The sequence below is a fragment of the Streptomyces sp. MGP-BFMKR1 genome (assembly GCF_057766585.1).
In genome coordinates this window covers 671,763-698,354 of the sequence record NZ_CM173408.1, presented here as the reverse complement: position 1 = coordinate 698,354, position 26,592 = coordinate 671,763, and the positions used below count along the sequence as shown (strand labels likewise).

At 72.0% G+C, this 26,592-nt stretch carries 23 protein-coding genes and 1 pseudogene; 8 read left to right on the top strand and 16 right to left on the bottom strand.

From position 1 onward, the window contains the following. Positions 1–81: 81 nt before the first annotated feature. The 4 genes and pseudogenes from AC3CHW_RS02490 (at position 82) to AC3CHW_RS02475 (ending at position 6,629) form a co-directional block, all read left to right on the top strand. The gene (locus tag AC3CHW_RS02490; protein WP_488469397.1) at positions 82–1,824 is read left to right on the top strand and encodes an ABC transporter ATP-binding protein; all 1,743 of its coding nucleotides are present in this window, start codon (positions 82–84) and stop codon (positions 1,822–1,824) included. After that, positions 1,817–3,655, top strand: a complete 1,839-nt coding sequence (locus AC3CHW_RS02485; protein ID WP_488469396.1) for an ABC transporter ATP-binding protein — start codon at positions 1,817–1,819, stop codon at positions 3,653–3,655. Before AC3CHW_RS02490 ends, AC3CHW_RS02485 begins: the two co-directional genes overlap by 8 nt. Positions 3,656–4,022: 367 nt before the next feature. After that, a pseudogene (locus AC3CHW_RS02480) lies at positions 4,023–4,974 on the top strand (serine/threonine-protein kinase); the annotation flags it as partial. A 104-nt stretch (positions 4,975–5,078) separates the two neighbouring features. After that, entirely contained in the window at positions 5,079–6,629 is a 1,551-nt protein-coding gene (locus AC3CHW_RS02475) for a WD40 repeat domain-containing protein (protein WP_488470943.1), read from the top strand. A gap of 87 nt (positions 6,630–6,716) precedes the next feature. Here AC3CHW_RS02475 and AC3CHW_RS02470 read toward each other — a convergent pair whose 3' ends face one another. From AC3CHW_RS02470 to AC3CHW_RS02450, 5 genes are all read right to left on the bottom strand, one after another. Next, complete coding sequence (locus AC3CHW_RS02470) at positions 6,717–7,100, bottom strand: VOC family protein (RefSeq protein ID WP_488469395.1); 384 nt, start codon at positions 7,098–7,100, stop codon at positions 6,717–6,719. A gap of 194 nt (positions 7,101–7,294) precedes the next feature. Next, positions 7,295–7,702: a dihydroxyacetone kinase phosphoryl donor subunit DhaM gene (gene dhaM / locus AC3CHW_RS02465; protein WP_488470942.1), complete on the bottom strand. Its 408-nt coding sequence runs from the start codon at positions 7,700–7,702 to the stop codon at positions 7,295–7,297. A gap of 23 nt (positions 7,703–7,725) precedes the next feature. Beyond that, positions 7,726–8,337 (bottom strand): dihydroxyacetone kinase subunit DhaL, encoded by a 612-nt coding sequence (gene dhaL / locus AC3CHW_RS02460; RefSeq protein ID WP_488470941.1) that lies wholly within the window; start codon positions 8,335–8,337, stop codon positions 7,726–7,728. 211 nt (positions 8,338–8,548) lie between these two features. After that, the gene (gene dhaK, locus AC3CHW_RS02455) at positions 8,549–9,541 is read right to left on the bottom strand and encodes a dihydroxyacetone kinase subunit DhaK (protein ID WP_488469394.1); all 993 of its coding nucleotides are present in this window, start codon (positions 9,539–9,541) and stop codon (positions 8,549–8,551) included. Between the two features lie 470 nt (positions 9,542–10,011). After that, positions 10,012–11,193: a PP2C family protein-serine/threonine phosphatase gene (locus tag AC3CHW_RS02450; RefSeq protein WP_488469393.1), complete on the bottom strand. Its 1,182-nt coding sequence runs from the start codon at positions 11,191–11,193 to the stop codon at positions 10,012–10,014. A gap of 98 nt (positions 11,194–11,291) precedes the next feature. On the opposite strand from AC3CHW_RS02450, the gene AC3CHW_RS02445 reads away from it, so the two are divergent. After that, positions 11,292–11,789 (top strand): MarR family winged helix-turn-helix transcriptional regulator, encoded by a 498-nt coding sequence (locus AC3CHW_RS02445; RefSeq protein ID WP_398607051.1) that lies wholly within the window; start codon positions 11,292–11,294, stop codon positions 11,787–11,789. A gap of 161 nt (positions 11,790–11,950) precedes the next feature. On the opposite strand, the gene AC3CHW_RS02440 is transcribed toward AC3CHW_RS02445, so the two are convergent. The 5 genes from AC3CHW_RS02440 to AC3CHW_RS02420 are packed head-to-tail and all read right to left on the bottom strand — an operon-like array spanning position 11,951 to position 15,934. Beyond that, positions 11,951–13,174, bottom strand: coding sequence for a PP2C family protein-serine/threonine phosphatase (locus AC3CHW_RS02440; protein ID WP_488469392.1), 1,224 nt, complete (start codon positions 13,172–13,174; stop codon positions 11,951–11,953). A 13-nt stretch (positions 13,175–13,187) separates the two neighbouring features. Further along, the gene (locus AC3CHW_RS02435) at positions 13,188–14,216 is read right to left on the bottom strand and encodes a SpoIIE family protein phosphatase (protein ID WP_488469391.1); all 1,029 of its coding nucleotides are present in this window, start codon (positions 14,214–14,216) and stop codon (positions 13,188–13,190) included. Next, on the bottom strand, positions 14,201–14,665 hold the full coding sequence (locus tag AC3CHW_RS02430; protein WP_398607054.1) for an ATP-binding protein: 465 nt from the start codon (positions 14,663–14,665) through the stop codon (positions 14,201–14,203). The genes AC3CHW_RS02435 and AC3CHW_RS02430 overlap by 16 nt, the downstream gene beginning before the upstream one ends. After that, positions 14,649–15,059, bottom strand: coding sequence for an STAS domain-containing protein (locus AC3CHW_RS02425; protein WP_387596297.1), 411 nt, complete (start codon positions 15,057–15,059; stop codon positions 14,649–14,651). The genes AC3CHW_RS02430 and AC3CHW_RS02425 overlap by 17 nt, the downstream gene beginning before the upstream one ends. After that, positions 15,056–15,934 carry an STAS domain-containing protein gene (locus tag AC3CHW_RS02420; RefSeq protein ID WP_488469390.1) on the bottom strand — a complete coding sequence of 293 codons (879 nt, stop codon included), beginning with the start codon at positions 15,932–15,934 and terminating at the stop codon, positions 15,056–15,058. The genes AC3CHW_RS02425 and AC3CHW_RS02420 overlap by 4 nt, the downstream gene beginning before the upstream one ends. Positions 15,935–16,286: 352 nt before the next feature. Between AC3CHW_RS02420 and AC3CHW_RS02415 the strand changes: the two genes are divergently transcribed. After that, positions 16,287–16,748 (top strand): hypothetical protein, encoded by a 462-nt coding sequence (locus tag AC3CHW_RS02415; protein WP_488469389.1) that lies wholly within the window; start codon positions 16,287–16,289, stop codon positions 16,746–16,748. Between the two features lie 181 nt (positions 16,749–16,929). On the opposite strand, the gene AC3CHW_RS02410 is transcribed toward AC3CHW_RS02415, so the two are convergent. Beyond that, a complete protein-coding gene (locus AC3CHW_RS02410; protein ID WP_488469388.1) occupies positions 16,930–17,448 on the bottom strand; it encodes a hypothetical protein in 519 nt (172 codons plus the stop codon). 833 nt (positions 17,449–18,281) lie between these two features. After that, a complete protein-coding gene (locus AC3CHW_RS02405) occupies positions 18,282–19,541 on the bottom strand; it encodes an MFS transporter (protein ID WP_488469387.1) in 1,260 nt (419 codons plus the stop codon). Between the two features lie 89 nt (positions 19,542–19,630). Here AC3CHW_RS02405 and AC3CHW_RS02400 point away from each other — a divergent pair, with 89 nt between their 5' ends. Further along, complete coding sequence (locus AC3CHW_RS02400; RefSeq protein ID WP_488469386.1) at positions 19,631–20,608, top strand: ArsR/SmtB family transcription factor; 978 nt, start codon at positions 19,631–19,633, stop codon at positions 20,606–20,608. Between the two features lie 96 nt (positions 20,609–20,704). On the opposite strand, the gene AC3CHW_RS02395 is transcribed toward AC3CHW_RS02400, so the two are convergent. Beyond that, a complete protein-coding gene (locus tag AC3CHW_RS02395; protein ID WP_488469385.1) occupies positions 20,705–21,829 on the bottom strand; it encodes a GlxA family transcriptional regulator in 1,125 nt (374 codons plus the stop codon). A gap of 70 nt (positions 21,830–21,899) precedes the next feature. On the opposite strand from AC3CHW_RS02395, the gene AC3CHW_RS02390 reads away from it, so the two are divergent. Beyond that, positions 21,900–23,255: an MFS transporter gene (locus AC3CHW_RS02390; RefSeq protein ID WP_488469384.1), complete on the top strand. Its 1,356-nt coding sequence runs from the start codon at positions 21,900–21,902 to the stop codon at positions 23,253–23,255. 141 nt (positions 23,256–23,396) lie between these two features. Here the strand turns inward: AC3CHW_RS02390 and AC3CHW_RS02385 are convergent, their stop codons facing one another. From AC3CHW_RS02385 to AC3CHW_RS02375, 3 genes are all read right to left on the bottom strand, one after another. Continuing rightward, positions 23,397–24,311, bottom strand: coding sequence for a sulfotransferase (locus AC3CHW_RS02385; protein WP_398607062.1), 915 nt, complete (start codon positions 24,309–24,311; stop codon positions 23,397–23,399). An 8-nt stretch (positions 24,312–24,319) separates the two neighbouring features. Further along, on the bottom strand, positions 24,320–25,222 hold the full coding sequence (locus tag AC3CHW_RS02380) for a family 3 encapsulin nanocompartment shell protein (protein WP_398607063.1): 903 nt from the start codon (positions 25,220–25,222) through the stop codon (positions 24,320–24,322). A gap of 154 nt (positions 25,223–25,376) precedes the next feature. Continuing rightward, on the bottom strand, positions 25,377–26,525 hold the full coding sequence (locus AC3CHW_RS02375; RefSeq protein WP_488469383.1) for an NAD-dependent epimerase/dehydratase family protein: 1,149 nt from the start codon (positions 26,523–26,525) through the stop codon (positions 25,377–25,379). Between the last annotated feature and the right edge of the window lie 67 nt (positions 26,526–26,592).

Genomic DNA, 26,592 nt, shown 5'->3' with positions numbered 1-26,592 from the left:
CCACCAGCCGCGACGCCCCCACCCAGCACGGCCAACGGAGGTCAACCCGACCATGCCCACACTCCCCGGCGGGAGCGGCACATGACGCGCCCGACCGCCGCCGTGCCCAAGCCCCCGGATTCCGCCGCCCCCGCGGCCTCCGCCGCACGGTCGGGCCCCGGCGGCCTGTTGCTGTGGTGCCTGCGCGACAACGCGGGCCGCATCGCCGTCGCGGTCATCGGCGGGCTGCTCTACCAACTCGCCCTGATCGGCCTGCCCTGGTGCGTCGAACGGGCGGTTGACCAGGGCATCACGGTGGACGACCCGCCCGCGACGCTCCGCTGGGCCGGCGTCATCGCCGCGGTCAGCGTGGCCGCCGCGCTCGGCGAGATCGTCCTCGGCTGGCAGTCCACGGTCAGCGCGACGCTCACCGGAAACCGGCTCTACCTGCGCCTCGCCGACCGGATCGGCGTACTCGACGAGGCCGCCCTGGACCGGTACGGCGAGGGCGACCTGAGCATGCGCGGCACCCGCGACGTGGACCTGATGCGCACCTGGCTGATGGGGTTCGCCTCCTTCGTCACCGGCGTCGTCGGCTTCACCGTCATGATCATCGCCATCCTCGGGCTCGACCCGCTGCTCGCCGTCGTCGGGCTCGCCTGCGTACCGCCGCTGGTGATCATCAACACGGTGCTGTTCCCCAAGTGGTTCGGAGCGGCCAACGCCGACCTGTCCGCCGCGCACGGCGCCCGGGCCGACGCCGTCGAGGAACTGCTGTCCGCCAGCGCCGCCGTACGCGGCCTCGGCGGCGAGCGGGCGCTGGTCGAACGGCACGACGAGCGCAGCTCCCACGTCACCCGGCACACCCTCGTCACCGCGCGCGTCTCGGCGAGTTGGGCCGCCGCCTCGCCCTTCGTGCCCGGCCTGGCCATCGGCGTCGGCCTCGCCGTCGGCGGCCTGGCGGTGCTGCGCGACGACATGTCCATCGGCGGCATCGTGGCCTTCACGAGCTGGATGAGCATGCTGGTGCTCTGGGTCGGCGTGCTCACCCTGCGCCTGAGCCAACTCAGCCAGGCCCGCACCGCCGCCCGCCGCCTGATGGAGGTCTTCGCGACCGAACCCGCCCTGGCCGGGCCGACCAACCCCACCCCGCTGCCCGCCACCGGGGACTTGGTCGCCGACGGCGTCACCGTCCGCCGCGAGGGCCGTACGATCCTCGCCCCCACCAGCCTGACCGCACGCCCCGGCGAACTCGTCGCCCTCACCGGACCGATGGCCTCCGGCAAGACCACGCTGCTGCGCGTCCTCGCCCACCTGGGCGCCCCGAGCGAGGGCACCGTACGGTACGGGGCCGTCCCCCTGGGCCAGGCCGCCCCCGACGAGCTGCGGGCCCGCGTCGCGTACGTGCCGCAGCGGCCGGTCACCGTCAGCGGCACCCTCGCCGACAACCTGCGCCTCGGCGGCGAGTTCAGCGACGAGGAGTTGCGCGAGGCGTGCCACCTCGCCGCGCTCGACGACTACCTCGCCGAGCGCCCCGACGGCCTGGAGACCCCGCTGGGGGAGGGCGGCAACACCCTCTCCGGCGGCCAGTCCCAGCGGCTCGCGCTCGCCAGGGCGCTGCTGCGCAAGCCGTCCGTGCTCCTGCTCGACGACGTGACCTCAGCGGTCGACACCGAAACCGAGAAGGCCATCGTGGAACGACTCACCAGCCGCGGCGACGGGATCACCGTCGTGTTCGCCACCCACCGCCCGGCGGTGCTCGCCGCCGCCGACCGCGTCATCACCCTGGAACACGCCGCCGCCCCGGCCGCGACCGACGAGGAGCGGGTGAGCGCGGGTGGCTGAGCAGCCAGGGCTCTCCGAGACCCCCGACCAAACCGCCGTCCTGCGCCGTGCCTGGCCGTACCTGCGCTCCGAGCGCCGCGGCATCGTGCTGGCCCTGGTCAGCAGCGCCGCGGCCACCGCCTGCACGGTCGCCGTGCCGGCCGTCATCGGCGCCGGTGTCGACCAGCTCATCGAGGACGACCGCGACGGCCTGCTCACCGCCGCCGGCGTGCTGGTGGGCCTCGTCGTGGTACGCCTCGTACTGTTCCGGCAGTCCGAGATCTGGCTCACCGCGGTCGGCGAACGCGTCGTGCGCGGCCTGCGCGAACTGGCCGTACGACGCCTGGCCCAGGCCCCGCTGCGCTTCCTTGAGGCCCATCGCTCCGGCGACCTGCTGCGGCGCACCACCACGGAGATCGCCGACCTCGCCAACTTCGTCCGCAGCCAGTTGCCCGAGGTCCTCACCGTCCTCGGCTACCTGCTGTTCACCACCGTCCTGCTGCTCAGCTACTCGCCGCTGCTCACCCTCGCGCTGCTCGTGGTGTTCGTGCCCGGCATCGTGTGGGTGCTGCGCCGCTTCAAGCGCGCGGCGGGCCCGGCGTTCGCGGCCGAGGCCGCCGCCGCCGGCACCGTCGCCGCCACCTACCGGGAGCTGGTGACGGCCCGCGAGATGCTGCAGACCAACAACGGCGTGGACGGCTGGCGGCAGCGGTTCCTCGCCGACAGCGAGCACCGCTACCAGGCCGCGCGGCGCACCCAGAAGTCGCTGTTCATCATCAGCCTCTCGCGCGTCGTGCAGGGCCTGACCACGGTGGTCCTGCTGCTGCTCGGCGGCTGGCTGGCCGCCGACGGCCAGATCAGCGTCGGCACCGTCGTCGTGTTCATCCTGGCCACCCGGCAACTCTTCGACTCGGCCACCCAGGCGTCCAACCTCGTCGGCCAGTTGCAACTCACCAAGGTCGGCCTGGCCCGACTGCTCGACCTGCTGACGATGACCGCCCCGCACGCCACCGAGCCCGCCCCCGACACCGCGCCGTCCGACGCCGCACACCCCCGCCATCCGACGGACGCGCCCCCGAAACGGGCGTCCACGGACCAGGCGGCCCCGCCGGACCGGCCGCGACAGACCGTACGCGACACGGTGCCGGCCCCCCCAACGACGCCCGAGCGGGGCGACCTCGAGGTGCGCGACGTGCGCTACTCCTACGTCGCCGACGCCGAGGTCCTGCACGGCCTGAGCCTGTCCGTCCCGGCCGGCGACCGGGTGGCCCTGATCGGCCCGACCGGCGCTGGCAAGACCACCCTGGCCAAGCTGATCACCGGCCTGTACACGCCCGACGCGGGCAGCGTCAGCTACGCCGGCGTCGACCTGCGCGCGCTGCCGCCCGGCGAACTGCGCCGGCGGATCGTCCTCGTGCCACAGCGGGTACACCTGATCAGCGGAACCCTCCAGGACAACCTGGCCCTGGTCCCGCGCCGGCCGACCGACGACGAGGTCCGACAGGCCGTGGCCCGCCTCGACCTGGAGGACTGGGTGGCCGGCCTGCCGGACGGCCTGGCGACCCGACTCGGCGGCGGCGAGGGCCGACTGTCGGCCGGCGAGGTCCAGTTGATCGGCCTGGTACGCGCCGCCCTGGTCGACCCCGCCGTGCTGGTCCTGGACGAGGCCACCGCCGACATCGACCCACGCACGGCCCACAAGCTGGAGACGGCCATCGACGTACTCCGCACCGACCGCACCCTGATCGTCATCGCCCACCGCGAGACCACCATCGAGCGGCTGCCCCGCGTGATACGCCTCGAACACGGCGGCCTCGACCCGCTGCCGGCACCCCGGATCGCGCGGCCTTAGGTGACCCGGGGAGCCGCGGCCTTCTCGTAGCCGGTGGCGGTGCCGCTCCATGCTGGTCGGCCCGCCCGGGGGCGTCATCGAGTGCCGAGCGCGTAGCCCGTGCCCCGAGCCGTCGGTGTCTTCGGTGCGGGGCACGGGCCTCTCTGTTTCGCGTGGCGCACGTTCGACGGGCTTGCGTACCGCGCGTGTTTCTTCGGGCCCGTGGTGGTCGCCCGTGTCACCGCCCCCGCTCAGCCACGGACGGATCGGCGGCAGTGGCCCCGCGTGCCCCGGACGGGCCCGACGCGTACGCTGGCCAGCGCGGGGGCCGTTAGGATCATGTGCGGGGCACTGCAGCGGAGTTGACGACTCAGGGAGACCGACCGGCATGGCCGAACAGGAAGCAGACCCGGGTGCGAGTCCGCAGGTCGCGGTCTTCCTACCGCTTGAGCCGGGCGACCCCACCCACTTGGGTGACTACGTCCTCGCGGCCCGGCTCGGCGCGGGCGGCATGGGCACGGTCTACCTCGCGCACACGTTGGCCGGACGGCCGGTCGCCGTCAAGGCGATCCGCCCCGAGTTGGCGGACAACCCGGACTTCCGGCGCCGCTTCCGCCGCGAGGTGGCCGCCGCACGACGGGTGCACGGCCTGTACACGGCGCCCGTCGTCGACAGCGAGATCGATGCCACTCCGCTCTGGCTCGCCACGGCCTTCGTGCAGGGCCCCACGCTTTCCGCGGCGGTCTCCCGGCACGGCACGCTTCCTCTCCCGTCCGTCCTGCTGCTGGCCGCGGGCGTGGCCGAGGCGCTGCACGCGGTGCACGGGGAGGGCATCGTGCACCGTGACCTGAAGGCGTCCAACGTGCTGCTGGCCGCGGACGGCCCTCGGGTCATCGACTTCGGCATCGCCTGGGCCGTCGACACGACCGCCCTCACCCACACCGGGGCCACCGTGGGCACGCCGTCCTTTATGTCCCCTGAGCAGGCCCTGGACCGGGAGATCGGCCCGGCGACCGACATCTTCTCGCTCGGCCAGCTCGTCACGTACGCCGCGAAGGGCACTCCCGCGTTCGGGGAAGGCCAGTCGTACGGCGTGCTGTACCGCATCGTGCACGAGGAGCCGGACCTGACCGATGTACCCGAGGCCCTGCTACCCCTGCTGAACCGCTGTCTGGACAAGGACCCCGGCAAACGGCCCTCCCCAACCGAGGTCATCGGTCTGTGTCGGGCAGCCTCCGAAGGCGGCATGCTGCGGCGCACCGGAAACTGGCTCCCCGAGGCAGTCACCGCGGACATCACACGGCATCAGGACATTCCGCACCAGCGGTCCGCTGGGCGTGGGTTAACGGGTGCCCGGGACAGTCGCGGTGGCGGGGACACGGATGCCGGCACGGGCCCTGGCACCGTCACCGCGGCGGGGGCTGAGGACACCTCCGGGGCCGCGGTGCAGGCTCGGACGGCTCACGGGCCGCGGGGCGACACGACGGTGAGCGGCCCCAGGTACGCCCCGTTCCGCCCGCCTTTTCCGGCTCCCGCGCCGTCCGCCAGGCGTGCCGACGCCGTCGGCGCGGACCTCGCACCGACGGAGTCCTCCGCCAAGCGCTCCACCGCCGCCGGTACGGGCCACGCGCCGACGCAGCCGTCCGTACAGGCCCCGCCAGAGAGTATCTCGGTAGCCCCGTCGGAAAGCCGGACCCCAACGCCCACGGAGCCGCCCGCTCCCGCAGCCCGTGACGCCGACCGGTCCGACGGCGACCGGTCCGCTGCCGCCCGTGCGCCTCGACGGTCCAACGACAGACCACAGCCGCCCCGGAAAACGATCCCCCGCCGAGCTCTTCTCACCCTCGGTGCCACAGCGCTCGCGGGTGCGGCGGGCACGACCGCCGTCATCGCTCTGCGAAAGGATTCCGACCCCAAGGGCTCCGAGGCCGCTACGCCGAAGAAAATCACCGTGAGCTCGACGGCGCGACTCACCGCACACAAAGGTAACGTCAATGACGTGGCATTCAGCCCGGATGGTGCCATCTTCGCCACGGCCAGCGACGACAAATCGGTAATCCTGTGGGATGCGAAGACGGCACGCCCCACAGGCTCTCTCACGGGACATCAAGAGGGTGTCAACCATGTCTGTTTCAGTCCGGACGGCGCGACCATCGTCACCCGCGAAGACGACCGGTCAGGAACTCTGTGGAACGCGAAAACACGTCGGTCCATAAAGCAGCTGACCTTCCGCAACAGCAGCGTCAGTGTCGCGCGCTTCAGTCCGAACAGTGAACACGTCGCCACCGCCGGAGACGGGACGACGGTACTCCTGTGGGACGTGGCGGCACCAGATTCCCCACACTCTCTCACCGGCCACACGGACTTCGTCCTAGACCTGTCGTTCAGGCCGACTGGTGACCTCTTAGCCACCGCGAGTTTCGACGGCACGGTGATTCTCTGGGACGTCGAGACACGGCAATCCGCAGCACGCCTGCGCGGCCACGACGACACCGTCACGTCCGTGGCGTTCAGCCCGGACGGTGGGATTCTTGCCACCGGAAGTGCCGACGGCACGGTACTACTGTGGAATGCCGAAAGCCGGAAATCCACAAGACTGCTCAACGGCCATCGCTCAGATGTCTATCTTCTCGTCTTCAGCCCGGACGGCAGGACTCTCGCCACCGTGAGTCATGACGACCAGGTGCTCTTGTGGGACATGGAAACACGCAAGCGCACAGCGTCCCTGGCCGGCCATGACAGCTTCGTCTCCGCACTGGAGTTCACCCGGGACAGTAAAACCCTCGTTACCTCCGGTGGCGATGGGAGGATACTCCTGTGGGACGTGACGACACGGCAGCACGCCAAACCTCTCACCGGCCATACGCGTTCTGTCCTCGATGCGACACTCAGTCCGGACGGCAGGACTCTCGTCACCGCGAGTAAGGACAAGACGGTGCGCCTGTGGAAGGCCACCGGAAATACCCGCATTTCGGCAGCGCGCATCAATGCGTAGTCGGGAGTCGGTGGGGCCGGGGCGGTCGCGCCGCAGCGGCGCGCCCGAGCAGTATCGTGTGGCGCCTCGGCGATTGAACGAAACCGCCTAGAGGGGCCGAACGCGGGCGTGCAGCAGGCAGAACACGTTGCCCTCCGGATCTGCCAGCACGTGCCAGTCCTCGGCGCCGGTCTGACCGACATCGGCGGGCGTAGCACCGAGCGCGAGCAGCCGCTCCAACTCCGCGTCCTGGTCGCGGTCGGTGGGGTTGACGTCGATGTGCAGCCGCGGCTTCGCGGCCGGCGGGACGTCGCCGGGGCTGAGGATGATGGTGGGCTGCGGGCCGCCGAAGCCGACGTCGGGCGGACCGATCTCGATGCCCCCGTCGTCCTCCCGGCCGATTTCCACGTAGCCGAGCACCTCGCACCAGAAGGCGGCGAGTCGCTCGGGGTCGGTGCATTCGAGGATCAGCTCACTGATGCGGCATGCCATGCCGGGCAGTGTACGGAGCCCTCGCCGCGCCGGGTGATCATGTGTCGCCGCCTGGCGCACGCCTCCCACCAGGCAGTCGGCGGCGAGGCATCGGCAGCCGGGCCCCGGGGCGTCGAGGCGGGGACGCCGTGGGGCGGGCGGGGAAGGAGCCCGGTGGTTCGCCGGCCCCCGAGCCCCCGGGGGCCGGCGCCGGGTCACACCTTGCGGTAGCTGTACGCCTCCTCGGCCGCTGCCGCCACGGCGTCGAGGTCGGCGCCGGTGGCCGCGGTGACCACCGCCGCCACCGCCCCCTCCACCAGCGGCGCGTCCACCAGCCGGGTGCCGGCCGGCAGTTCGTCGTCCTCGGCCAGCAGCGCCTTCACCGTCAGGACGGCGCTGCCCAGGTCCACCAGGAGGGCCACGCCCGCGCCGCCGTCCACCGCCCGCGCCGCCTCGACGACGAGGTCCGCGCTCGTACCGAGACCGCCGTCCCGGGTGCCGCCAGCCGGCGCGACCGGCGCCGACGTCAGCCCGGCCAGCCCGCGCGCCAGCTCGGCGACCGCCTCCGCGACCGGCCCGCTGTGCGAGACCACGACCACCCCGACCCGCCCCTCCTGCGCCACCCGCTGCACCGCGCTCACCGCGCTCACCGCGCCACCTCCGCCAATGTCGCGAACAACAGGGCCGACGAGCTGGCCCCCGGGTCCAGGTGTCCGACGCTGCGCTCGCCGAGGTAGCTGGCCCGGCCCTTGCGGGCCCGCAGTGCCTCCGTGGCCCGCGCGCCCTCCTCCGCCGCGGCCCGCGCCGCGCCGAACGGGTCGCCCGCGGCCTCGGCGCCGCCGAGCGCGTCCGCGCCGGGCACCAGCGCGTCCAGCATCGTCTTGTCACCCGGCGCCGCGCCGCCGAGCTGCGCCACCGCGGCGACGCCGGCGCGCAGCGCCGCACCCAGCTCGGCGACGCTGACCCGCCGCGCGTCACCGAGCTCCTTGCCCGTACGCCGCAACAGGGTCCCGTACAGCGGCCCGGAGGCGCCGCCCACCGTCGAGATCAACTGTCGCCCGGCCAGCGCCAGCACCGCCCCCGGGGTGCCCGGTGGGTCCGCGTCCAGGGCGGTGGCCACGGCGGTGAAGCCGCGCCGCAGGTTGCTGCCGTGATCGGCATCGCCGATCGCCGCGTCGAGTTCGGTGAGGTGGTCCGCCTCGCGGTCCACCGCGGCGGCGACCGCCGCCAGCCACCGCAGGAAGAACGCGGCGTCCAACCCCTCGTCGGGGCCGCCGCCCGACCCCGCGTCGGGGTGGGCGCGCGCGGGGGAGGGGTCGCTGTTGGAGGCGGATGCAGTGCCGGACACGGGTGGGTCCCTTCGCTCGTACGATCGGCCGGGCCGGTCGTTCTCCGTCGCTCTACGCCAGCGTACGCAGCGCCCGCGCGTCAACCGCCCGCCGCCGCGCGCCACACGCGCGGGCGCGGGGTCACAGCCCCCACCGCAGCGCGGGCGTGCGCACCGGCGCGTCCCACAGGCGCAGCAACTCCTCGTCGGCCTGGCACAGCGTCACCGCGCACCCCGCCATGTCCAGCGAGGTGACGTAGTTGCCGACGAGGCTGCGCAGGACGGGCACGCCACGCTCGGCCAGCACCCGGTGCACCTCGGCGGCGAACCCGTACAGCTCAAGCAGCGGCGTCGCCCCCGCGCCGCCCACCAGCAGGAGCACCGGGTTGGTGGGCCGCAGGTCCTCAAGGACGGCGTCCACGGAGAAGTCCGCGATCTCGCGCGAGGTCATCATGGGCCGCCGCTCCCGGCCGGGCTCGCCGTGGATGCCCACCCCCAGCTCCAGTTCGCCGTCGGGCAGCGCGAACGTCGGCCCGCCCTTGGCCGGCGTCGAGCAGGCGCTGAGCGCGACCCCGAAGCTCCGGGACGACGCGTTGACCTGCCGGGCGATGGCCTCCACCCGCTCCAGCGGCGCGCCCTCCTCGGCAGCGGCGCCCGCGATCTTCTCCACGAACAGCGTGGCCCCGGTGCCACGGCGGCCCGCCGTGTGCGTACTGTCCGTCACGGCGACGTCGTCGTCCACCAGCACCCTGGCCACCCGCACGCCCTCGTCCTCGGCGAGTTCCATGGCCATGTCGAAGTTGAGCACGTCGCCGGTGTAGTTCTTGACCACGAACAGCACCCCCTGGCCGCTGTCCACGGCCGCCGCCGCCTTGACCATCTGGTCCGGCACGGGCGAGGTGAACACCTCGCCGGGACACGCCGCGTCGAGCATCCCGGTGCCCACGAACCCCCCGTGCAGCGGCTCGTGCCCGGACCCACCGCCCGACACCAGGGCCACCTTCCCGGCCACCGGCGCGTCGCGGCGTACGATCACCCGCCCCTCCACGTCCACGGTCAGCTCCGGATGCGTGGCGGCCATCCCGCGCAACGCGTCGGCGACCACGGTGTCGGGCACATTGATGAGCATCCTCAACTGTCTCTCCTCGGCAGGTCAAAGACGGGGTTGCGAGCTGTGTCCGTGCAGGTCAGAGCGATGCCAGCCGTTATTTTGCTTGGTGCTTCACGGTGGTCGAAGGTGGGTTCCAGCGATACTGGTGCCGACTTTCCTGACAAGGCGTCAGGCGTTGGTGCTCGGGCCCGGGTTTCCAAGAGCGAACACTCGAACCAATATCAGGCGCGGGCGTCTCTTGGCCAGGATGGCGTCACCACTCCAGGTGGCCTCTGATGCCGCGCTCGCCGCGCCCTCACCGTCTGGTGACGAACGTGCTCATCCAGGCAGGTCCTCACCGCCCGGGCAACAGCAGGCGGAGAGGACCAACTCGGTGAGGCCCAGCGCGTCAACGCCGAACACGCCGATGACGACTCAGCGGGAAGAAGAGATCGCCCCCACACCTCGCTCGCCATCGGATGCCGCTCCCATGTCGAGGCTCCGTTAGGGCTGTGTCAGTCGGTGCCCGGGCGGCCGTGCCAGTCCAGGCATACGACCAGGGCGTCGTCCGCCGCCGGCCCGGAGCCGCGGTGTCCCAGCAGCTCCTGCAGCATCGTCCTGGGTACCTGGGAAGCGGGCAGGAGACGTGTACTGGTGATGGCTCTGGCCAACGCCCGCTGGCCGTACTTCTCACCGGCCGGTGAGAGGGCGTCGTAGACGCCGTCACTGATGAACAGCAGCCGGTCCCCGGACTCGACCTTGAAGCGCTGCGTGGTGTACGTCGTGTCCTCGAACATCCCCAGGGGTATCTGCGCATCGAATTCGATGGTCTCGACCACGTCCCGGCGAAGCCGCCAGATGCGGGGTGAGCCAGCGTCGATGATCTCCACGTCTCCGGTCGGAAGGCAGAAGCGGAGCATGAGCGTGGACAGAAACTGCTGGCCGCGGTGCTGGCCGTAGACGGCCTGGTCGGCCAGGTACGCCTGGTCGGCGAGGTTCAGTCCGGCGCGGCGGGCGTTGCGCAGGGCGTTGGTCGCGAGGTTCGTGAGCAAGGCCGCGTCGATGCCCTCGCCCATGCCATTGCTCACGGTCACGAGGAGGTCGTCGGCGGACGACGACCAGTCGAAGCTGTCACCGAAGATCGCGTAAGCGGGTTCCAGCTGCGCGCCGAGGCTGTACTCGGGCCGCGAGCACGAGCGCCCGGGCAGGAGCTGCCACTGCATCTCGGCGGCGAGGGTAAGCCGTTCCGCGCGGCGGGCCTGCAGGAAGAGATCGGTGTCCCGCTCCGCGACGGCGATCTCGTGCGCCAGCGCGGCCGCGCACTGCGCGAGGTCCGCCAGCGTCCCGGGGGCGATGTCGCTCTCACAGCCGGGCAACCGCACGCTGAGCACGCCGAGCCGGTCACCACGGACGCTGACCGGCAGATGGACCGTTACGGTGGAGGACGCGACGCCGGGCACACAGTGCGCTTCCTGGGCGATGAAGGCATGACCCGGGGCAGTGTCATGGACCGGCAGCGAATGGTGGGTGTGCGGGAGAACGCCTACGGGCTGCAGTTGTGTCATGGCATAGTCGGCCATCAGGAGGTCGACCGCCACAGCGCCGTGTCGCTGCTCGATCACCGAGCGGACCACGTCGAAAACCTCATGGGGCGCGGCCTCGCGCAACAGGCGCTCAACCGCGCTGGGTCTGTCCACCGGTATCGGACCTTGCCTTCCTTGACATATCTTCATTCATGCGACTTCTTATACCGACCAGCTGGATCGAGCACAAAACGCTCACACGGGAGTGTCACATGCGCGAGGACCCCATGGCTCTCCAGCAACAGGCCACTGCCGCCGTGCCTGAGGTCAGCCGTGTCCTTGAGCTCCTGGAGATCGCCTGGGAACGGGGCCGGGACGCCCTGAGCACCGCTCCTGTCTCCACGGCACAGATTCGTGTGATGTACATCATCGAACGCGAGCCCGGCATCAATCTCAGTGCCCTCCGTCGCCACTTGGCGGTGGCCGCTCCCACGGCCACGCGCCTGTGCGACCGCCTCCAGGCCGCCGGGTTCCTTCGCAGGACTCCCCGCCCCGGGGACCGCCGCGAGATGCAGCTGACGCTCACCGACGCCGGCACCGCGCATCTACGCGAGATCCGGCGACGCCGTGAGCAAGCCCTCCGCCAGGCGATGAACCGGATGACCCCCGCCACACGCGACGCCTTGGTCACCGGCCTCGCCGCCCTCTGCGAAGCCGTCGCCGAGCCCCTCCCGTATGCGCGCGAGCAGCTCGTCGAAGAGAGCGGCTGAGCACAGCCCCGGGAGGCCGATCCGGGCCGTGCGCACCGCACGAGTCCGAGGGTCGGGCGGCCCTCGCGGCCGGTTTGGTGCGGTGATCGCCACGCACCCGGATGGTGAGTCGTCGGGGACACGTGGATGACCGTCTGGAGGCGGCGGTTCGGGGCACCTGGTCAGTTCCCGGGGCGGCCCATGCGAACGACGAGGGCGAGCGTGTCGTCCGGGTGCAGTACGACCGTGCGCATGTCTCCCGCGATGGCTCCGGGAAGGGACGCTGTCGGGTCCCGTGACCGCTTCCGGGCCGAGTCGATGAGGCGCGCTTCGCCCTCGATGGGATCGCGGCGACTCTCGGTGAGGCCGTCGGTGTAGAGCACCAGCAGATCGCCCGGTTCCATCCGGGTCTGGAGCACCCTGTCGCTGCCGGCCAACGGGTAGCCGATGCCGCGTCCTCGTACGTTGAGGAAGTCGGCCCGGCCGTCCGAGCGGACGAGGAGCGCTGGCGGGTGGCTGCCGTTGGCCAGGCGGAGTTCGCCCGTCGCCGGGTTGAGCCGGGCCAGGAGTACGGTGGCCAGGAGACCGCTGTCCAGAGGCATGAGTATCTCGTCGGCCCGCTTGACGATCGCGGTCAGCGGGTGCCCGTCCAGCGCCAGGGTCCGCACGGCGTGGGTCACGTTCAGGGCGCTTCGCGTGCTGGTGATTCCGTGTCCGAGGGCGTCGACGACCGTGATGTGGACGGTTCCGTCGGGCAGGTGGAACCAGTCGTAGAGGTCGCCACCGGTGGGGTCGTGCGTGTTGGCGGGTTCGTAATGGACGGCGAGTTCCAGGCCGTCCACCGCCAGGGGAGGGGGGCGAAGGGCGTTCTCCATCTCCTGCAGCATCCGCCCGTGCGCCTGGCGCAGTTGCTCGTCACGTTCTTCGAGCTGGATGTACAGGGCGAGGACGCCGCTGTTGGTCTCGGCCAGTTCGTGCTTGAGGACCCGGTGTTCGGCGGCGAAGGCGTCCACGCGTGCGAGCGAGGCCCGTAGTTCCTGTTCCAGCTCCTCGGTCTCCGATTCCCGCACCACGCGCGGTGTGCATGCGCCGGGGGGCGGCTCGGCTCCTTCCGGGACAGGCACGTGCCAGGTGGCCGTGGTGTCGCAGACCGCCTGCGCGGCAAGAGGGAGCCCGGCCAACGGCAGCGGGCTCCGCGACGCCGGCGACACCAGGCTGACGGAGAGAAGCGTCGGCTGCCCCTTCTTGGAGCCTGGCTGACAGGCGGAGCCGAGCCTGACCGTGCGTCCGGCTCGCAGTTCGTGGCCGGCGACACCGCTGATCGAGAGAACGAGCCGCGCGCGCACTTCGAGGGGGAGGCCGTACGCGTCGGCCACCTGGCGCAGGGCGCGGCGCAAGGAGCGCAACGTCCGGAAGGTGTCAGACAAAACGGCCACCGGGTGCCCTGGCGGCGAGGAAGGTCGCGTCGTCCCGCGTCGAACGGTGAGCGTGAGCCACCGCCGCCGCGAGCAGCGCGGGCGGCAACCGGAGCAGGAAGCGCGAGGGTGCGTGGGCCCATCGCGGGTGGATCCCGTCGGAGTGCAGCACAGCGATGACTCCCGGGCCGGTGGGCAGGGTGTGTGTGCGCGGGGTCGGCATGTTCCACCCGACGACACCGGGCAGGCCGGTCATCCCGTGGCGGGCGGTCTCGGGAGTCACGACCAGGGCGCGGACGTTGCCGACGCCGCAGTACTCGGTCCGGTCGTGGTGCAGCCGCATGACGCCGACTGCGGCACCGCGGGTGTGGCGTAGCGCCCGGTGGACGGCGAAGAGCATGTCAGGAAGCGCGCGGTCGGGTGCGCGGTGAAACACGCGCAGGGCGGCCTGTGCCGCCTCCGACGCCTCAGGGCCGTGTCCGAGGCCGTCCACGACGAAGGCCGTACGACAACCGTCGGTGTCCGCCGAGGCGCACGCGTCGCCGCAGGGCTGTTCACCGTCGATGGGAAGACAGAGGGAGCCGATCTCCTGATGAGCCCTCGGCCGGTGGTCGGCATCGGTGAGCCGGGCACAGGCAAGGGTCGCGGTGCCTGGCTCGGTGCGGATGGTGAAGTCCGTGGCGATGCGACGGACGGCGCCCAGGCCGGCGCCGAGGGTCGCGGTGGTGCTGTATCCGTCGGTGAGGGCGCGGGAGAGGTCGTCGATGCCGGGCCCGCGATCGGCGGCGAGAATCTCCATTCCGCCTCCGAGGAGGAGCGGCTGCAGATAGACCGAGCCGCCGGTGGCGTGCTTGGCGAGGTTCCCGGCGAGTTCCGACGCCAGCACGGCGGCCTGGTCGGGGAGGGAACCGGTCAGACCGCACGACTCGGCGACTGTGCGGGCGGCTTCCGCGGCGAGCTGGACGGCGCTGTGGTGGTCGACACGGACCTGGACGGTCGACGTGGCGGGTGCCGGTGTCACGGTGTCGTCCATCGGGTGGCCGTGACGGTGGTACCCCGGCCCGGCGCCGAGTCGATACCGAAATCGTCCATCAGCCGTCGTGCCCCGCCCAGCCCATGGCCCAGCCCGGCCCCCGTGGTGTACCCGTCGGCGAGAGCCTGCTGGACGTCCTGGATACCTGGCCCGTCATCGCTGATGACGAGCCGTAGGCCCCGTGCGCCCGGACGTTCGAGCAAGGTGAGGGTGAGGGTGCCGCCCCCGCCGTGGATGTAGGCGTTGCGTACGAGTTCGCTGGCGGCGGTGACGATGCGGGTCTGGTCGACGATGCCGAACCCGAGGGCCAGGGTGGCCGCGCGAACGGCGTGACGGGCCGCGAGCAGGTCCTCCTCCGTACGCACCGGGTACGAGTTCGGCTCGCCCGGCCGTGGGTCGGGGCGGGGGGCGGTTTCGAAGGAAGCGGATTGTTCAGTGGAGCGCAGCACTGGGTGCCCCCTCGGGGAGCTGGCGGTTTTGTTGCCATCCGAGCAAAGCCATGCCCCGTTCGGCGTTGAGCGCGGTCTCGACCCCGTCCAGGCGCAGACCCAGTTCCACCAAGGTGATCGCCACCGGAGGAAGCATGCCCGCCACGATGACCCGAGCTCCGAGGAGCCTGGCCATGGTGGTGAGCTCCATGAGCGTGCGGGCGACGAAGGAGTCGATGATCTCCAGTCGGGAGATGTCGATGAGGACCCCGCTCGCGTCCTCCGCCGTGATGCGCTGGGTGAGTTCGTCGGTGAAGGCCAGGGCGGCCTTGTCGTCGAGTTCATCGAGGAGCCCGGTGACCAGTACGTTGCCCAGCCGCAGTATGGGCACGCCTGCCACGGGCCGGGCGTTCATCGCGCTGCCGATGATTCGGCCTTCAGCTGATCACCTTCGGTGATCTTGATGGCGACGGACAGGGCATCGGCGAGGGTCGACCGGGTGAGGATGGAGGAGAGGTCGATGCCGAGCTGGGCGATGGTCACCGCGATGGGGGGCCGGATCCCGCTGATGACGCAGTCGGCACCCATCAGCCGTACCGCGTTGACCGTCTGCATCAGGTGCTGCGCCACGGCCGTGTCCACCGTGGGAACAGCGGTGATGTCGATGATCGCGACGAGCGCCTCGTGATCCTGGATTCCCTGCAGCAGGTTCTCCATGACCACCTGGGTGCGTGCGGTGTCGAGGGTCCCGATCAGCGGTACGGCGAGCACGTGACGCCACAGACGCACCACGGGTGTCGACAGCTCCAGCAACTGCCGGCTCTGCCGCCCGATGATCTCCTCCCGGCCCTCGACGTAGGTGTTGAACGAGAGTGCGCCAGCGGCGTCCAGCAGCCTGTTGATCAGCAGCGCGACGGCGAGCGCGTCGTCGGCGGCCCGCACGGACTCCTGTACGGACTCCAGCAGGGCTTCCTTGAGAGTGAGGACCGCGAGGGACGTGTCGGTGGGTGAGGCCCCGCCCCGCGCGCGGCGCAGCGAGAGTTCGGTGATCGCGCGGTGCAACTCGGGGTGCGCCGTCACGACGCGCTCCACCGGCAGACCGCCGGCCAGGCTCGCCGAGAGGGCGGCGACCACGGAGTCCGCCTCCTCATGCAACTCCGCTTCACTGATCCCGGATCCGGCCTCGCTACGCTGTAGTTGCAGCTGCACCCACCGGTCGGCGATCTTGTCGGCACGCTCGTTGAGTGCGTTACTCACGCGCTCTCGCGTGGCGGTCTCACTACTACTCACCAGATGCTCCTCGCTTGCGACGCCCAGCACACCGTCACGAGTCGGAGTCGAGTGGTGCGGAAGAGCGGGTACCTCCTGCGCCGAACAATAGTTGCCGGCGGCTAAATATTAGCGACCTGCGCAGTACGCGCAAGCGCGCATGACGCGATGGGCCCGTAGCGATACGGGACTTATCGGCCCAGAGCTGGCGGCCACGTGCCATGGATGGACGGCTGGGAGGCCGCGCTGCTGGCTCACTCGGGACCAGGATCAGGACCGGGGGCGGGACCAGGGCCGGGACCGGGGCCAAGTCTGGGGCCGGGGCCGGGGCAGGGGAGCCTGGAGACCGGTCTCGTGGCGAAGGGGAGGCGCCATGTTCGACCGCCTTGAGGGACCAGCCCATGCTGGGAACCCGCGCTTTCACGCCGGCGCGGGGTTTCTGCGTGTCGACATGTACGCCGCCCACAAGGAAACCGTCGAAGCCGAGCAGAACGCCGACCGCGCGGAGCGGTACGCCGACGACCTCGCGATGCCGAGCGGCGCCCCGTTGCGCCGCGCCCGCGACGCCGTGGACCACGCCGTTCGTGCCCAGACGGCCGCCGGAGTCGAAACGACGGCCGCTGACGCGCGGGTCGAACTGGAGCGACAGCCGACCCCGGCCGAGTACGCCGAGCAGGAGAGCACCCGCCGTCACCAGGAAGCCGAGCGGGAGGCGGAGGAGCGGGCGGCCACCGGCACGGCCCGGGAGAACCGTGACCGGGCGGCGAACAACCAGTACCTAGCGGAACGCCATGCCACCGAACTCGGTGGACGGTGGGGCACGCTGGTGTGCTGAAGGCCGCCGCGTGCGGCCAGCGCGGCCCGTCTTGCGGTGAGAGTGGAAGGCGCCGGTGGCTCGGCATGCGGGTAGCCACTGAAACCATCGGTGTGCCAGTTGGTCAGAGAGGCACGAGGGCATGACCCTGCAAGGGGGCGGGGCCCCGAGCGGGTCTGACCCGCTCGGCCACGGGCAACGGTCATCGACCGCAGTAGGTATTGCGCAACAGCGTGTTGATCCGCTTGCCGTTGGCCTCGGTCACCTTGTGGCTCCCGGTGCTGAACCGCCGCGCGGCGACCTCGTCCGGCTTGTCGACGTTCCGCTGGAGGTCGGCGCACTGCGCATCGGCCTTGGCCAGGTCCTCGGGCGCGCCGAGCGCCGGATCGATATAGCGCAGGCCGCTTTGAAGGGCGCCGACGCGTGCCGCGCCAAACGCCTCGTCGACAAAGTCGCTCGCGCTCGTAGCCGGCTCCGACTCCGGCGGGAGGCTTTCGCCGGCAGGGCGGGACGGGGGCGAACTGGTCGGACTCTGGGTCGGCGTCGTGCTCGGACCTGGTGATCGCGCTGCTGTGCTCGCCGACGTTCGGGCCGCGCTCGGCTGCTCCGGGGCGGACTTGTCCGTCCCGTCGCTCCCGCACCCCGTCAGCAGCAGTGCCACACCCGGCGCGAGGAGTACGCCGAAGATGCCCGAGCGGCCTGTGAAGAGCTTCCGACGCATGGGCTCCGCTCCATGATGTTCCCGGCTGTCCTTGGTGAACCCAGGATCGCGTACCGCACCCGGGACCCGTCCCGCTCGCGGTACGCGACCACGACCGGGATCCAATTCCCGCTGCGCAACTGAGCCAAATGCTCATGGACGCGCGGGCACACCTGGACGGCACGTTCTCAAGATCCCGTGACTCGCTAGCCGAACACAAGGTCGGGGCGACGTACGCGTCCTCGTTCCCAGTCGCCGGCGGCCCCGCAGCATCGCCCTCTTGAGCCCCTGATCGCACGCGCCACGTGTCGGGCGACGCGGAATCTCCTGCGGAGCGCAGCGGGGCCACCGAGTCGTAGCATCACGGCGTCGCCGTCGCGGATGACGGCGTCGATGGTGAGCCGGACGACGCAGCTCAGCGGCTGTGCGTAAAGGAGAACGATGACTCCGGCAACGCGAAGTCGCAGTTGTGGACTGTGTCGGCGCAGGACAGAGCCGATGTAGTGGGGTTGTTGACCTCGGCGGTCGGTGGCGGATGGAGTCGGGTTCCGACGGTACTGGTGCTGACTTACCTGGCGACTTGTCAGGTAATGGCGTCTGGTTTGGGTTTTCCAGGAGCGCACACCCGAACCAGTACCAGGCGCGAGCGTCTCTCCGCCAGGGGGCGTCACCCACCCCCGGGGCACCATCTGTCGTGCTCCGGCCTGCCGTTGCTCGTGCGGCGGGGCGGCGGGCACTCGGCCGGAGAGCCGCCCCGGGGCCAGGCGCGTGACGGCGGCCGACCTGAGCTGCGACGGTTACTGCGCGGCAGAGTTACACGCAGGCTGTTCGGCGTCGCTCTCCGATCCCCTTGGCTAGTTCGGGACGGGGGCCTGGGAGGTGGGTGGGTGCCAGGTGAGAATCCAGCCGGCGGTCAGCGCCACCGCGCCGCCCGCCAGGGCGATGGCGCCGCCTGTTCCGATGCCCGCGGCCACCGAGCCCAGGCAAACCGGCCCGACGCCCTGAAGCGTCATGCTGCCGGAGCCGAGCAAGCCAAAAGCCTGCCCTTGGCCATCCTTCGGCAGGGCGTCCAGGAACGGGCGTTGCAGGCCGAGGTTGTAGGCGTACCCGAGGCCGCTGAGCAGCAGCAGACAGGACGAGACGGCCACTCCGGGCTCGGCGGCGAAGCCGATCAGCGGCAGGCCCGCCAGCGCGACCAACGGGACGGTCAGCCGCTCCCGGGCGCGTGGCCGTAGCAGCCGGCCCACCAGCAGGTCGCCGACGAGCATGCCAACCGGCAGACAGCCCATCAGCACCGCGTACCAGCCGGGCGCGAAGTGGCGCTCTCCCGCGTAGGCGACGATGAGGCCCTCCGCGCCCGTGACGAACGCGGGCGGTAGCCACTGGGCCAGCAGCAGTCGTCGCACCGTGCGCCCGCGCAGCAGCACTCCCGCACTGTGCAGGCTCGCCCGGACAGCCCCGCCATCGCCCCCAACGCCGCTGGATGTGCCGCCGAACTGCCCCGGCCGCAGCCGGGGTAGTCGGACGCGGACGGCGAGCGCGCAACCGATGTAGAGGACGGCGCTGACCGCGAGCGCCCGGCGCGGGCCGAGTGCCGCGACTGCCGCACCTCCCAGTGCCAGGCCCAACAACTGCGCGCCGGCGCCGGCGATGTTGTTCAGCGAACGGCCCAGGACGTAGGCGTCGCCCTCCAGCGACTGCGCGACCAGCCGACTCGACGCGCCGTGAAACACCGGTGTGGCGAGGGAGACCAGCGCCACGACCCCGAGGCTCGCCGCGATCGGCATCCGCACCAGGGCGAGCAGCAGGGCGGCGGCGCACGTCAGGGCGTAGCCGCCGGTGATGAGCGCGCGGGGCGGCAGCCGGTCGGCCAGCGAGCCCAGCAACAGCGAGCCGAACAACTGCGGAATGAAGCCGATGCCGAAGGCCACCGCGCTCAGCAGTGCGGAGCCGGTGGCCGCGAAGACCAGGACCGAGAACGTGGTGATCCGCAGCGCGTCCGCGGTGATCGCGACGGCGCGGGTCCAGAAGAGCAGCCGGAACAGCGGCTCGGCCAGCACCTCCCGGTAGGTGGCACGACGGTTGCCCTGCGCGGGCTCGGCAGTTGGGGTCATGGCGCCCAGCCTCACCGTGCGCGCACGCCACTCACCAATGATTCGTCACTGGACGAATCGGAACGGACGCCCCTCGGTAACATGGCGGAGTGCTGCGCTTCGAAGTCTCCGTCGAGGACCTGCTGCGCAGCCGCTTCGCGATGTCACCCGCGCTGGACCTCTGCCTACTGCTGCGCTCGCTCGCCGGTCACGACCGGCCGTTGCCGCGAGCCTGGGCCACCCGGCTCCTGCCCGCCTTCGAGCGCCTTCGTCGCGAGAGCGAACTGGACGCCGTCCTCGCGCTGCAGACCCCACAGTCCGGACCGAACTTCGTCGCTCCGCCCCCGCGCGGCCTCAACCAGACCTGGGCTGACGACCTGGCCATGATCCGGGCCACACCGCTGGAAGCGGCCCGTCATGAGTTTCCCGCCACCACGACCGGCACGTTCGCCCGTGATCCCCGCGTACGCGCGGTGCTGGACTCGCCGGACGCCGTCTCCAGGGTCGCCGAGGCGATGGATCAGGCGTGGCACGAACTGCTCGCCCCGGACTGGCCGCAACTCCGCGCTATCTGTGAGCGCGATGTCGTGCACCGGGTGGGTGTGATCGGCGAACACGGATGGGTGACGACCATCGAGAGCCTGCACCCGGGCATCACCTGGCGAGCCGGCGGCATCGAGATCGGCTTCTTCCGGGGCGGAACGGTCCGCCTCGCCGGCGACGGGCTCCTGCTGATCCCGTCGGCCGTCGTCGGACATATCGCCGCCCATACGGAAGACCCCTGGCCCAGAACCCTGGTCTACCCTGCCCGTGGCACCGCCGCCCTGTGGGACGAACAGGAGACCGTCCCCCGACCGGGCGCCCTGACCGCTCTGGTCGGCCAGTCCCGCGCTCGGCTGCTGTTGGCGCTGGACGCCCCGGCCAGCACCAGCCACCTCGCCCGCAGCCTCGCCATGACACCCGGCGCGGTGGGAGACCACCTCGCCATCCTGCGGGGCGCGGGACTGCTGGTCCGCGCCCGGTCCGGACGGTCGGTGCTCTACCGACGCACCCCGCTCGGCGAGGCCCTGGCCGCCGGTTCGGGCTGAGGAGCCGGACCAGTTCGGCTCTCATACCGATGACGATGCCGCCCTGGCCGTCTCAGGCCGCGGGCGGGCCCCGAGGGCCAGGCGGTGTGATCCCGGTCAGGTCGTACGGGCCGGCGCGGGGCCGGCCGGAGCGCCCGGGGGCGGTGCGGCACGGGTGGCGGTGTCCGCCCCGGGCGCGGTGGCCCCGGGCGCGGTGGCCCCGGTCGTGGCGGCCCGGCCCGGCGGCGGCGTGGGTGGGGCGGTGGGCGGGCGTAGGTCGCGGGCCTCGGTGAACGCGCGTCGGTAGGCGATGGGGGAGACGCCGACGATGCGGTGGAAGTGCCGGCGCAGGGTCGTCGGGGTGCCGATGCCCACGCGCTCCGCGATCCGGTCGACGCTGTCGTCCGTCACCTCCAGCAGCTCCTGGGCGCGGCGGACGCGCTGGGTGAGCAGCCACTGCAGCGGGCTGGTGCCGGTGACGGCGGCGAACCGGCGGGTGAAGTGGCGCGGGCTCATACCGGCCCTGCGGGCCAGCACCGCGACCGCGACCGGCTCGTCCAGGTGCTCCAGCGTCCGCTCCAGCAGCCCGGCCAGGTCGTGCCGGTTCGTGCTGGGCGCGCCGTCGTCCGGGCCGGGGAGCGGGGTCGCGACGAACTGTGCCTGGCCGCCGGCCCGGTGCGGGGCCACCACCAGTCGTCGCGCGAGCCGGTTGGCCGTGGCGGCCCCGTGGTCGGTACGCACCATGTGCAGGCACAGGTCGATCCCCGCGGCCTGCCCCGCTGCCGTCAGCACGTCACCGTCGTCGATGTAGAGCACATCGGAATCCACCTCGACGTCCGGGTAGCACTCGGCGAGCCTCGGCGCGTACATCCAGTGGGTGGTGGCGCGGCGACCGGTGAGGAGTCCGGCGGCGGCCAGGACGAACGCGCCCGTGCAGATGGAGGCGATGCGCGCGCCCCGTTCGTGGGCCGCGCGGACGGCCTCCACCAGGTCGGCGGGCGGCTGGTCCATGGCGTCGTCGCAGGCGGGCACGATCACCGTGTCGGCCTTCACCAGGTCGTCCAGCCGGTGTGAGGTCTCGGCGCGCAGCCAGCCGCCGATCACGGCCCCTGGCGGGGCGCAGACGGTCAGCTCGTAGCCCGCGCCGACCGCTTCCGGGTTGCCGGGGCCGAAGATCGTGCAGGGAATGGCCAGCTCGAACAGGGGCATCCCGTCGACTACGGCCAGAGCCACGGAGGTCATGGCCCAAATTGTACGCGTGTTGGCATTCCGGCCCATTGCGAGGAGTGGTGGGCGCCGTCACTGTCGGTATATGACCGATCAGACAACGCGTGTCGACCGTGAACCACCGGCCAGTCGGGCCCGGCCTCCCGGGGCCGGCGGGCGCGCCTGGCTGGCGATCGCCCTGGGGGTCGCCGCTGTCGGTTGGGGAGCCAACCAGTTCGCGCCGCTGCTGCTGATGTACCGCTCCGAGCTGGGCGTTTCCACGGCGACGGTGCAGGCCACGTACGCCCTCTACGCGATCGGGCTGATCCCCGGGCTGTTGCTGGGCGGCCCGCTGTCCGACCGGTACGGGCGCCGCCGCATGCTGGCACCGGCGCTGGGCGTCTCGGCGCTGGCCAGTGGCCTGCTGATGCTGGCGGACTCGGGGCTGGCCTGGTTGTTCGTCGGGCGGCTGGTCGCCGGCGTCGCCAGCGGGGCGGCGTTCAGCGCCGGCACCGCGTGGATCAAGGAGCTGACGGTCCACGGCTCCGGCCAGGACGCCCACGTCGGGGCCCGGCGCGCGACGATCGGCATGACCACCGGCTTCGCGGTGGGCCCGCTCGTCGCCGGGCTGCTGGCGCAGTGGGCGCCCCATCCGATCGTCACCTCCTACGTCCCGCACGTGCTGCTCGCCCTCGTCGCCCTGCCGCTGGTGCTGCGCGCCCCGGAGACCCGGCAGGCCGAGGCGAACACCGTACTGTGGGCCCGGCCGCGCCTGTCCCGGGAGAGCGGTCGCCGCTTTCGCCTCGTGGTGGTGCCGCTGGCCCCGTGGGTCTTCGGCGCGTCGTCGATCGCGCTCGCCTATCTGCCCGGCCTGGTACGCGAGGAACTGGGCGATGACGCGCTGCTGTTCAGCGCGGTGGTCACCGCTCTGACCATGGTCGCCGGGATCCTCGTGCAGCCGCTCGCGCGCCGGGTCAGCCGCCCCGACAAGCCGTACCTGATCGCCACCGCGTTGGGCATCGTGGTCGTCGGACTGGTGCTCGGCGCGATCGCCGCGGCGGACGCGCGCTGGTGGCTGGTCGCGGCGGCGGCGCTCGTACTGGGCGCGGGGTACGGCTGCTGCCTGGTGTACGGCCTGATGGAGGTGCAGCGCATGGCGGGCCCGGAGAACCTGGGCAGGCTGACCGCCATCTTCCAGGCCATCGCCTACCTCGGCTTCGGCGCGCCGTACCTGCTGGCGGTCGCCGAACACGCGCTGTCCGTGAGCGCGTTGCTGGTGCTGACCGCCTCTCTCGCGGTCCTCACCCTCGCCTGGACCACCTACCGGGTGGCGCGCGAACCCGCCCGCGCCCCGGAGAGCCAGGGCAGCGCGCCGCCCGCCCCCGAGGCCGTCCGGGCCGGTGCCGACGGCTCGCGGGGCGCGCGCGGGGCGCGCGGCCCGGCCGACCGGGGGCGCGGCTGACCGCCGCGACCACCCGGCCGGCTGCCGCCCACGGTGCGGCCGGCCCCCGCGCGGCCGGCCGGCCTGCCGTACGGGGCCATGCGACGGCGGGCCGGGCGCGTGGCCCGGCCCGCCGCTGGTCACGGGCCCCGGTGATGGTCGCTACCGGTGGTACCCGTACCTGAGCATGAGCGGCGCCACACCGGCGTAGGCGGCCGTCCGGCCCGGCGCCGACATGGTCTCCCGCCATGGCTCGGTCGTCCTGATCTCGATCGTGCCCTGCCGGAGGCGGTCGGGATTGCCGGTGACCGTGTGGTTGGTGCCGAGCACGACGGACCGCTCGGACGCGAAGTCGATCGCCGAGGTGTCCTCGGTGCCGGCGAACCGGGCGATCTCGTCGATGACCGCGCGCGGGGCGCGCGTGAAGTCCTCGTACCGCAGCCGCAGGTAGCGCCTGTCGCCGAGCGTGCCGCCGACGGCCTCGGACGCCACGTTGAACGCGGCCCAGTAGGACAGGGTCCGCGCCGCGCTCATCCGCTCCAGGTAGTCCTTGGGCGCCAGGTAGGACGTCACCGTGGCCCGCGGGTCGCGCACCAGGTGCAGCAGCCGGACGTCGAGGTCAGGGCGCCGGGCGAGCACGGCGGCGTCGGCCGCGTTCTTGGAGCTGTCGATGACCAGCGGGGCGCCGCTGGCCTCGGCGACCCCGCGCAGCGTGTCGGCTATCGCGTCGCTCAGCTCCACGACCTCGGGCGGTGGGTCGCGGTGGCCGCGTAGCTCCGCCAGCCGTGGCGCGGTGTGCCGGGTGCGCAGGAAGCGCTGTTGCAGGTCCCACAGCCGTCGGGCCTTCCACCCGCCCGGGTCCCGCAGCCGCCCGGACCACACCTCGCACTCCAGCAGGTCGCGCCCGCAGCCGCACAGGGTGTTCGTGCCGTCCCTGAGCAGCGCGTTCTTCCACAGGAAGTACCGCTCGCCGATGTGTACCGCGCCGGGCATCTCGTTCAGGACGTTGCCGACGAAGGTGCTGCCGCACCGCATCATGCCCGTGATGTACAGGACACGCGGTTTCTCCTCCGGCACCGCGCCGCTCACCCCTCGTGGCTGTACAGCAGGAAGTGCTGCGGCACGTGCACCGCGAGCCCCAGCCTGGTGCGCGCGGTGATGACGCGGCGGTCCGGCGCCTTCGGGTCCTTGCTGAGCGTCAGCGTGGACACACCCGGGTTCAGCAGGGTCGCCCCGGCCCGGAAGTCCGCGAGCAGCGCCTTGCCGCGCGGCATCATCCTGGTGCGCGACACCGTCACGCCCGCGTTGCGGAACCGGTCCAGGAAGCCGCTCTCGGCGGCCAGCCAGTACAGCTCGGGGTGGACGACGACGCCGTCGCAGGAGCCGCCGGTCTCCTCCACCTCGCAGGCCGCGAGGGACAGTTCGCGGTGGATGTCCCCGCTGCCGGTCTGCCTGCGCAGCCCCTTCATGTTCATCAGGCCCTCGACGTGGCCGTCCTCGCTGCCGTAGAGGAGTATCTCGTTCTCCTGCGTCCACATGCGCACGAACATCCGGTAGTCGATGAAGCTGGCCAGCAGCCCGGGCCTGCGGACGAAGTCCACCGGCACGTTCAGCGTCATCTCCACGTCGGTGAACCGCGCCGTCCGCAGCTCGGAGCTGAAGGTGGACTCCGGCGTGGCCTGGTACGCCGTGCCGCTGGGGCCCCGGTCGGTGTGGGTGAACTCCTCCAGGTAGGCGCCGTTCCCGTCGCGGACCCGGCCCACCTTCAGCAGGTGGCGCACCATGTAGCGCGGGCGGGTCTTCAGCAGCGGGAACGAGGCGGGCAGGTACGCCTGGAACGGGACGACGACCTCGTCCTCGTCGGTGCGTGCGGCGACGGCCCGCGCGAAGTCCTCACCGGGGGTGAGGTTCTCGTTGTTCGCGTCCTCGTAGGCGATCTCGATCTCGCTGCCCAGGGGCTGGGTGGTCATCGCGTTCTCCTTCGTCATCGGGTGGATCGTGGACGACCGGGTGGTCACGGGTACGACCGGGCGCGCGCCGGGGGCCCGCGGGCGGCGCCGGGCGCGTGTCGGGCAGGACGGCGGGCCGCGCGGCGCGGGGGCGGCGTGCGGGCGGGTAAGGAGCGCGGGGACGGGCGGTGCCTCAGGCGGTGACGCGCTCGGCGAACTTGCGGTACTTGGCGCCCAGTTCCTCCGCCCACTCGCCGCTGTCCTCCAGGCGCATCGTCCGGCACTCGTAGCCCAGCAGGTCCTTCATGACGGACATCTCGCGCGCGGAGAAGGTGACCGTGCCGTCGGCGTGGATACGGTCGATGCCGTCCGCGCGCTGGCAGTCCTCGTTGATGGCCACGGCGAGGTCGAGCGGCACGTCGGCGGGCAGGTCCAGCGCGATGCCACCGGCGTCGACGCGTACCGGGTAGCCGCCAGGCAGCCCGCCCGGCGCGGGAGCGTGCGCCGTCCGCTCGCCGCCGCCCGCCAGCGCGTGCACCACCCGCATCGCCGACGAGGCGGTGAGCAACTGGCCGGCCTCCCCACCGAGCCTGCGCAGCCGCCCGCTGAGATGGGCGAAGACCGCGCGGTGCGGGATGTCGTCGAGGGGTTCGCCGTTCACGGTCGCCGACAGGTGGTAGCGCCCGTTGCCCTCGTCGCCGAACCGGGGCACGTAGTGGCTGAAGTAGTGCTGGGCGATCAGGCGTACGCGCACGTCGGCCGGCGCGACCCCGGCCTCGATGGCGAAGCCGAAGGTCAGCGCCGGGATGATGTTGGCGACGTTGCCGATGCCCGCGGTGGGGGCCAGGCCCACCGTGTCCAGCACCGGGCCCACCGCGTCGGGGAACGCCGCGTTGAGTACCACCGGCGTGGTGCCGGACTCTCGGACGGCCTTCGCGAGCCGGTGGTTCAGCGTGAGGTGCATCGGCAGCCAGGGGCCGAACTGCGCCTCGTCCAGGGCCTCGAAGTGCTCCCTGGGGAGCTGGGTGATGACCCGCCAGGACTGGAGCGACGCCGTCATCACGACGATGTCCGGGCGCACCCGGGCCAGCGTCTCGGCGGTCGCGTCGACGTCTTCGAGGTCGACCCGCTCGACGCCCACCTCCCCGACGAGCCCCAGGTTCGCGGCGGTGAACCGGGCGAGGTTCGCCGTCCGGGTCAGCCTCTCCTCGTCGCGGCCGGTGATCACCACGTGCTGGGTCTCGGGCGTCTGGAGCAGCATGGTGAGCAGCCGCGACCCCAGATCACCGCACCCCACCACCATGATCAGCGGCTTCTCGCGCTGTGCGGCCTTCGGTGACATCCTTCCTCCTCTTCCTTCCGCCGGGTTCCTTCGCCGGGTTCCTTCCGCTGCTGCCGCCGCCGTGGCC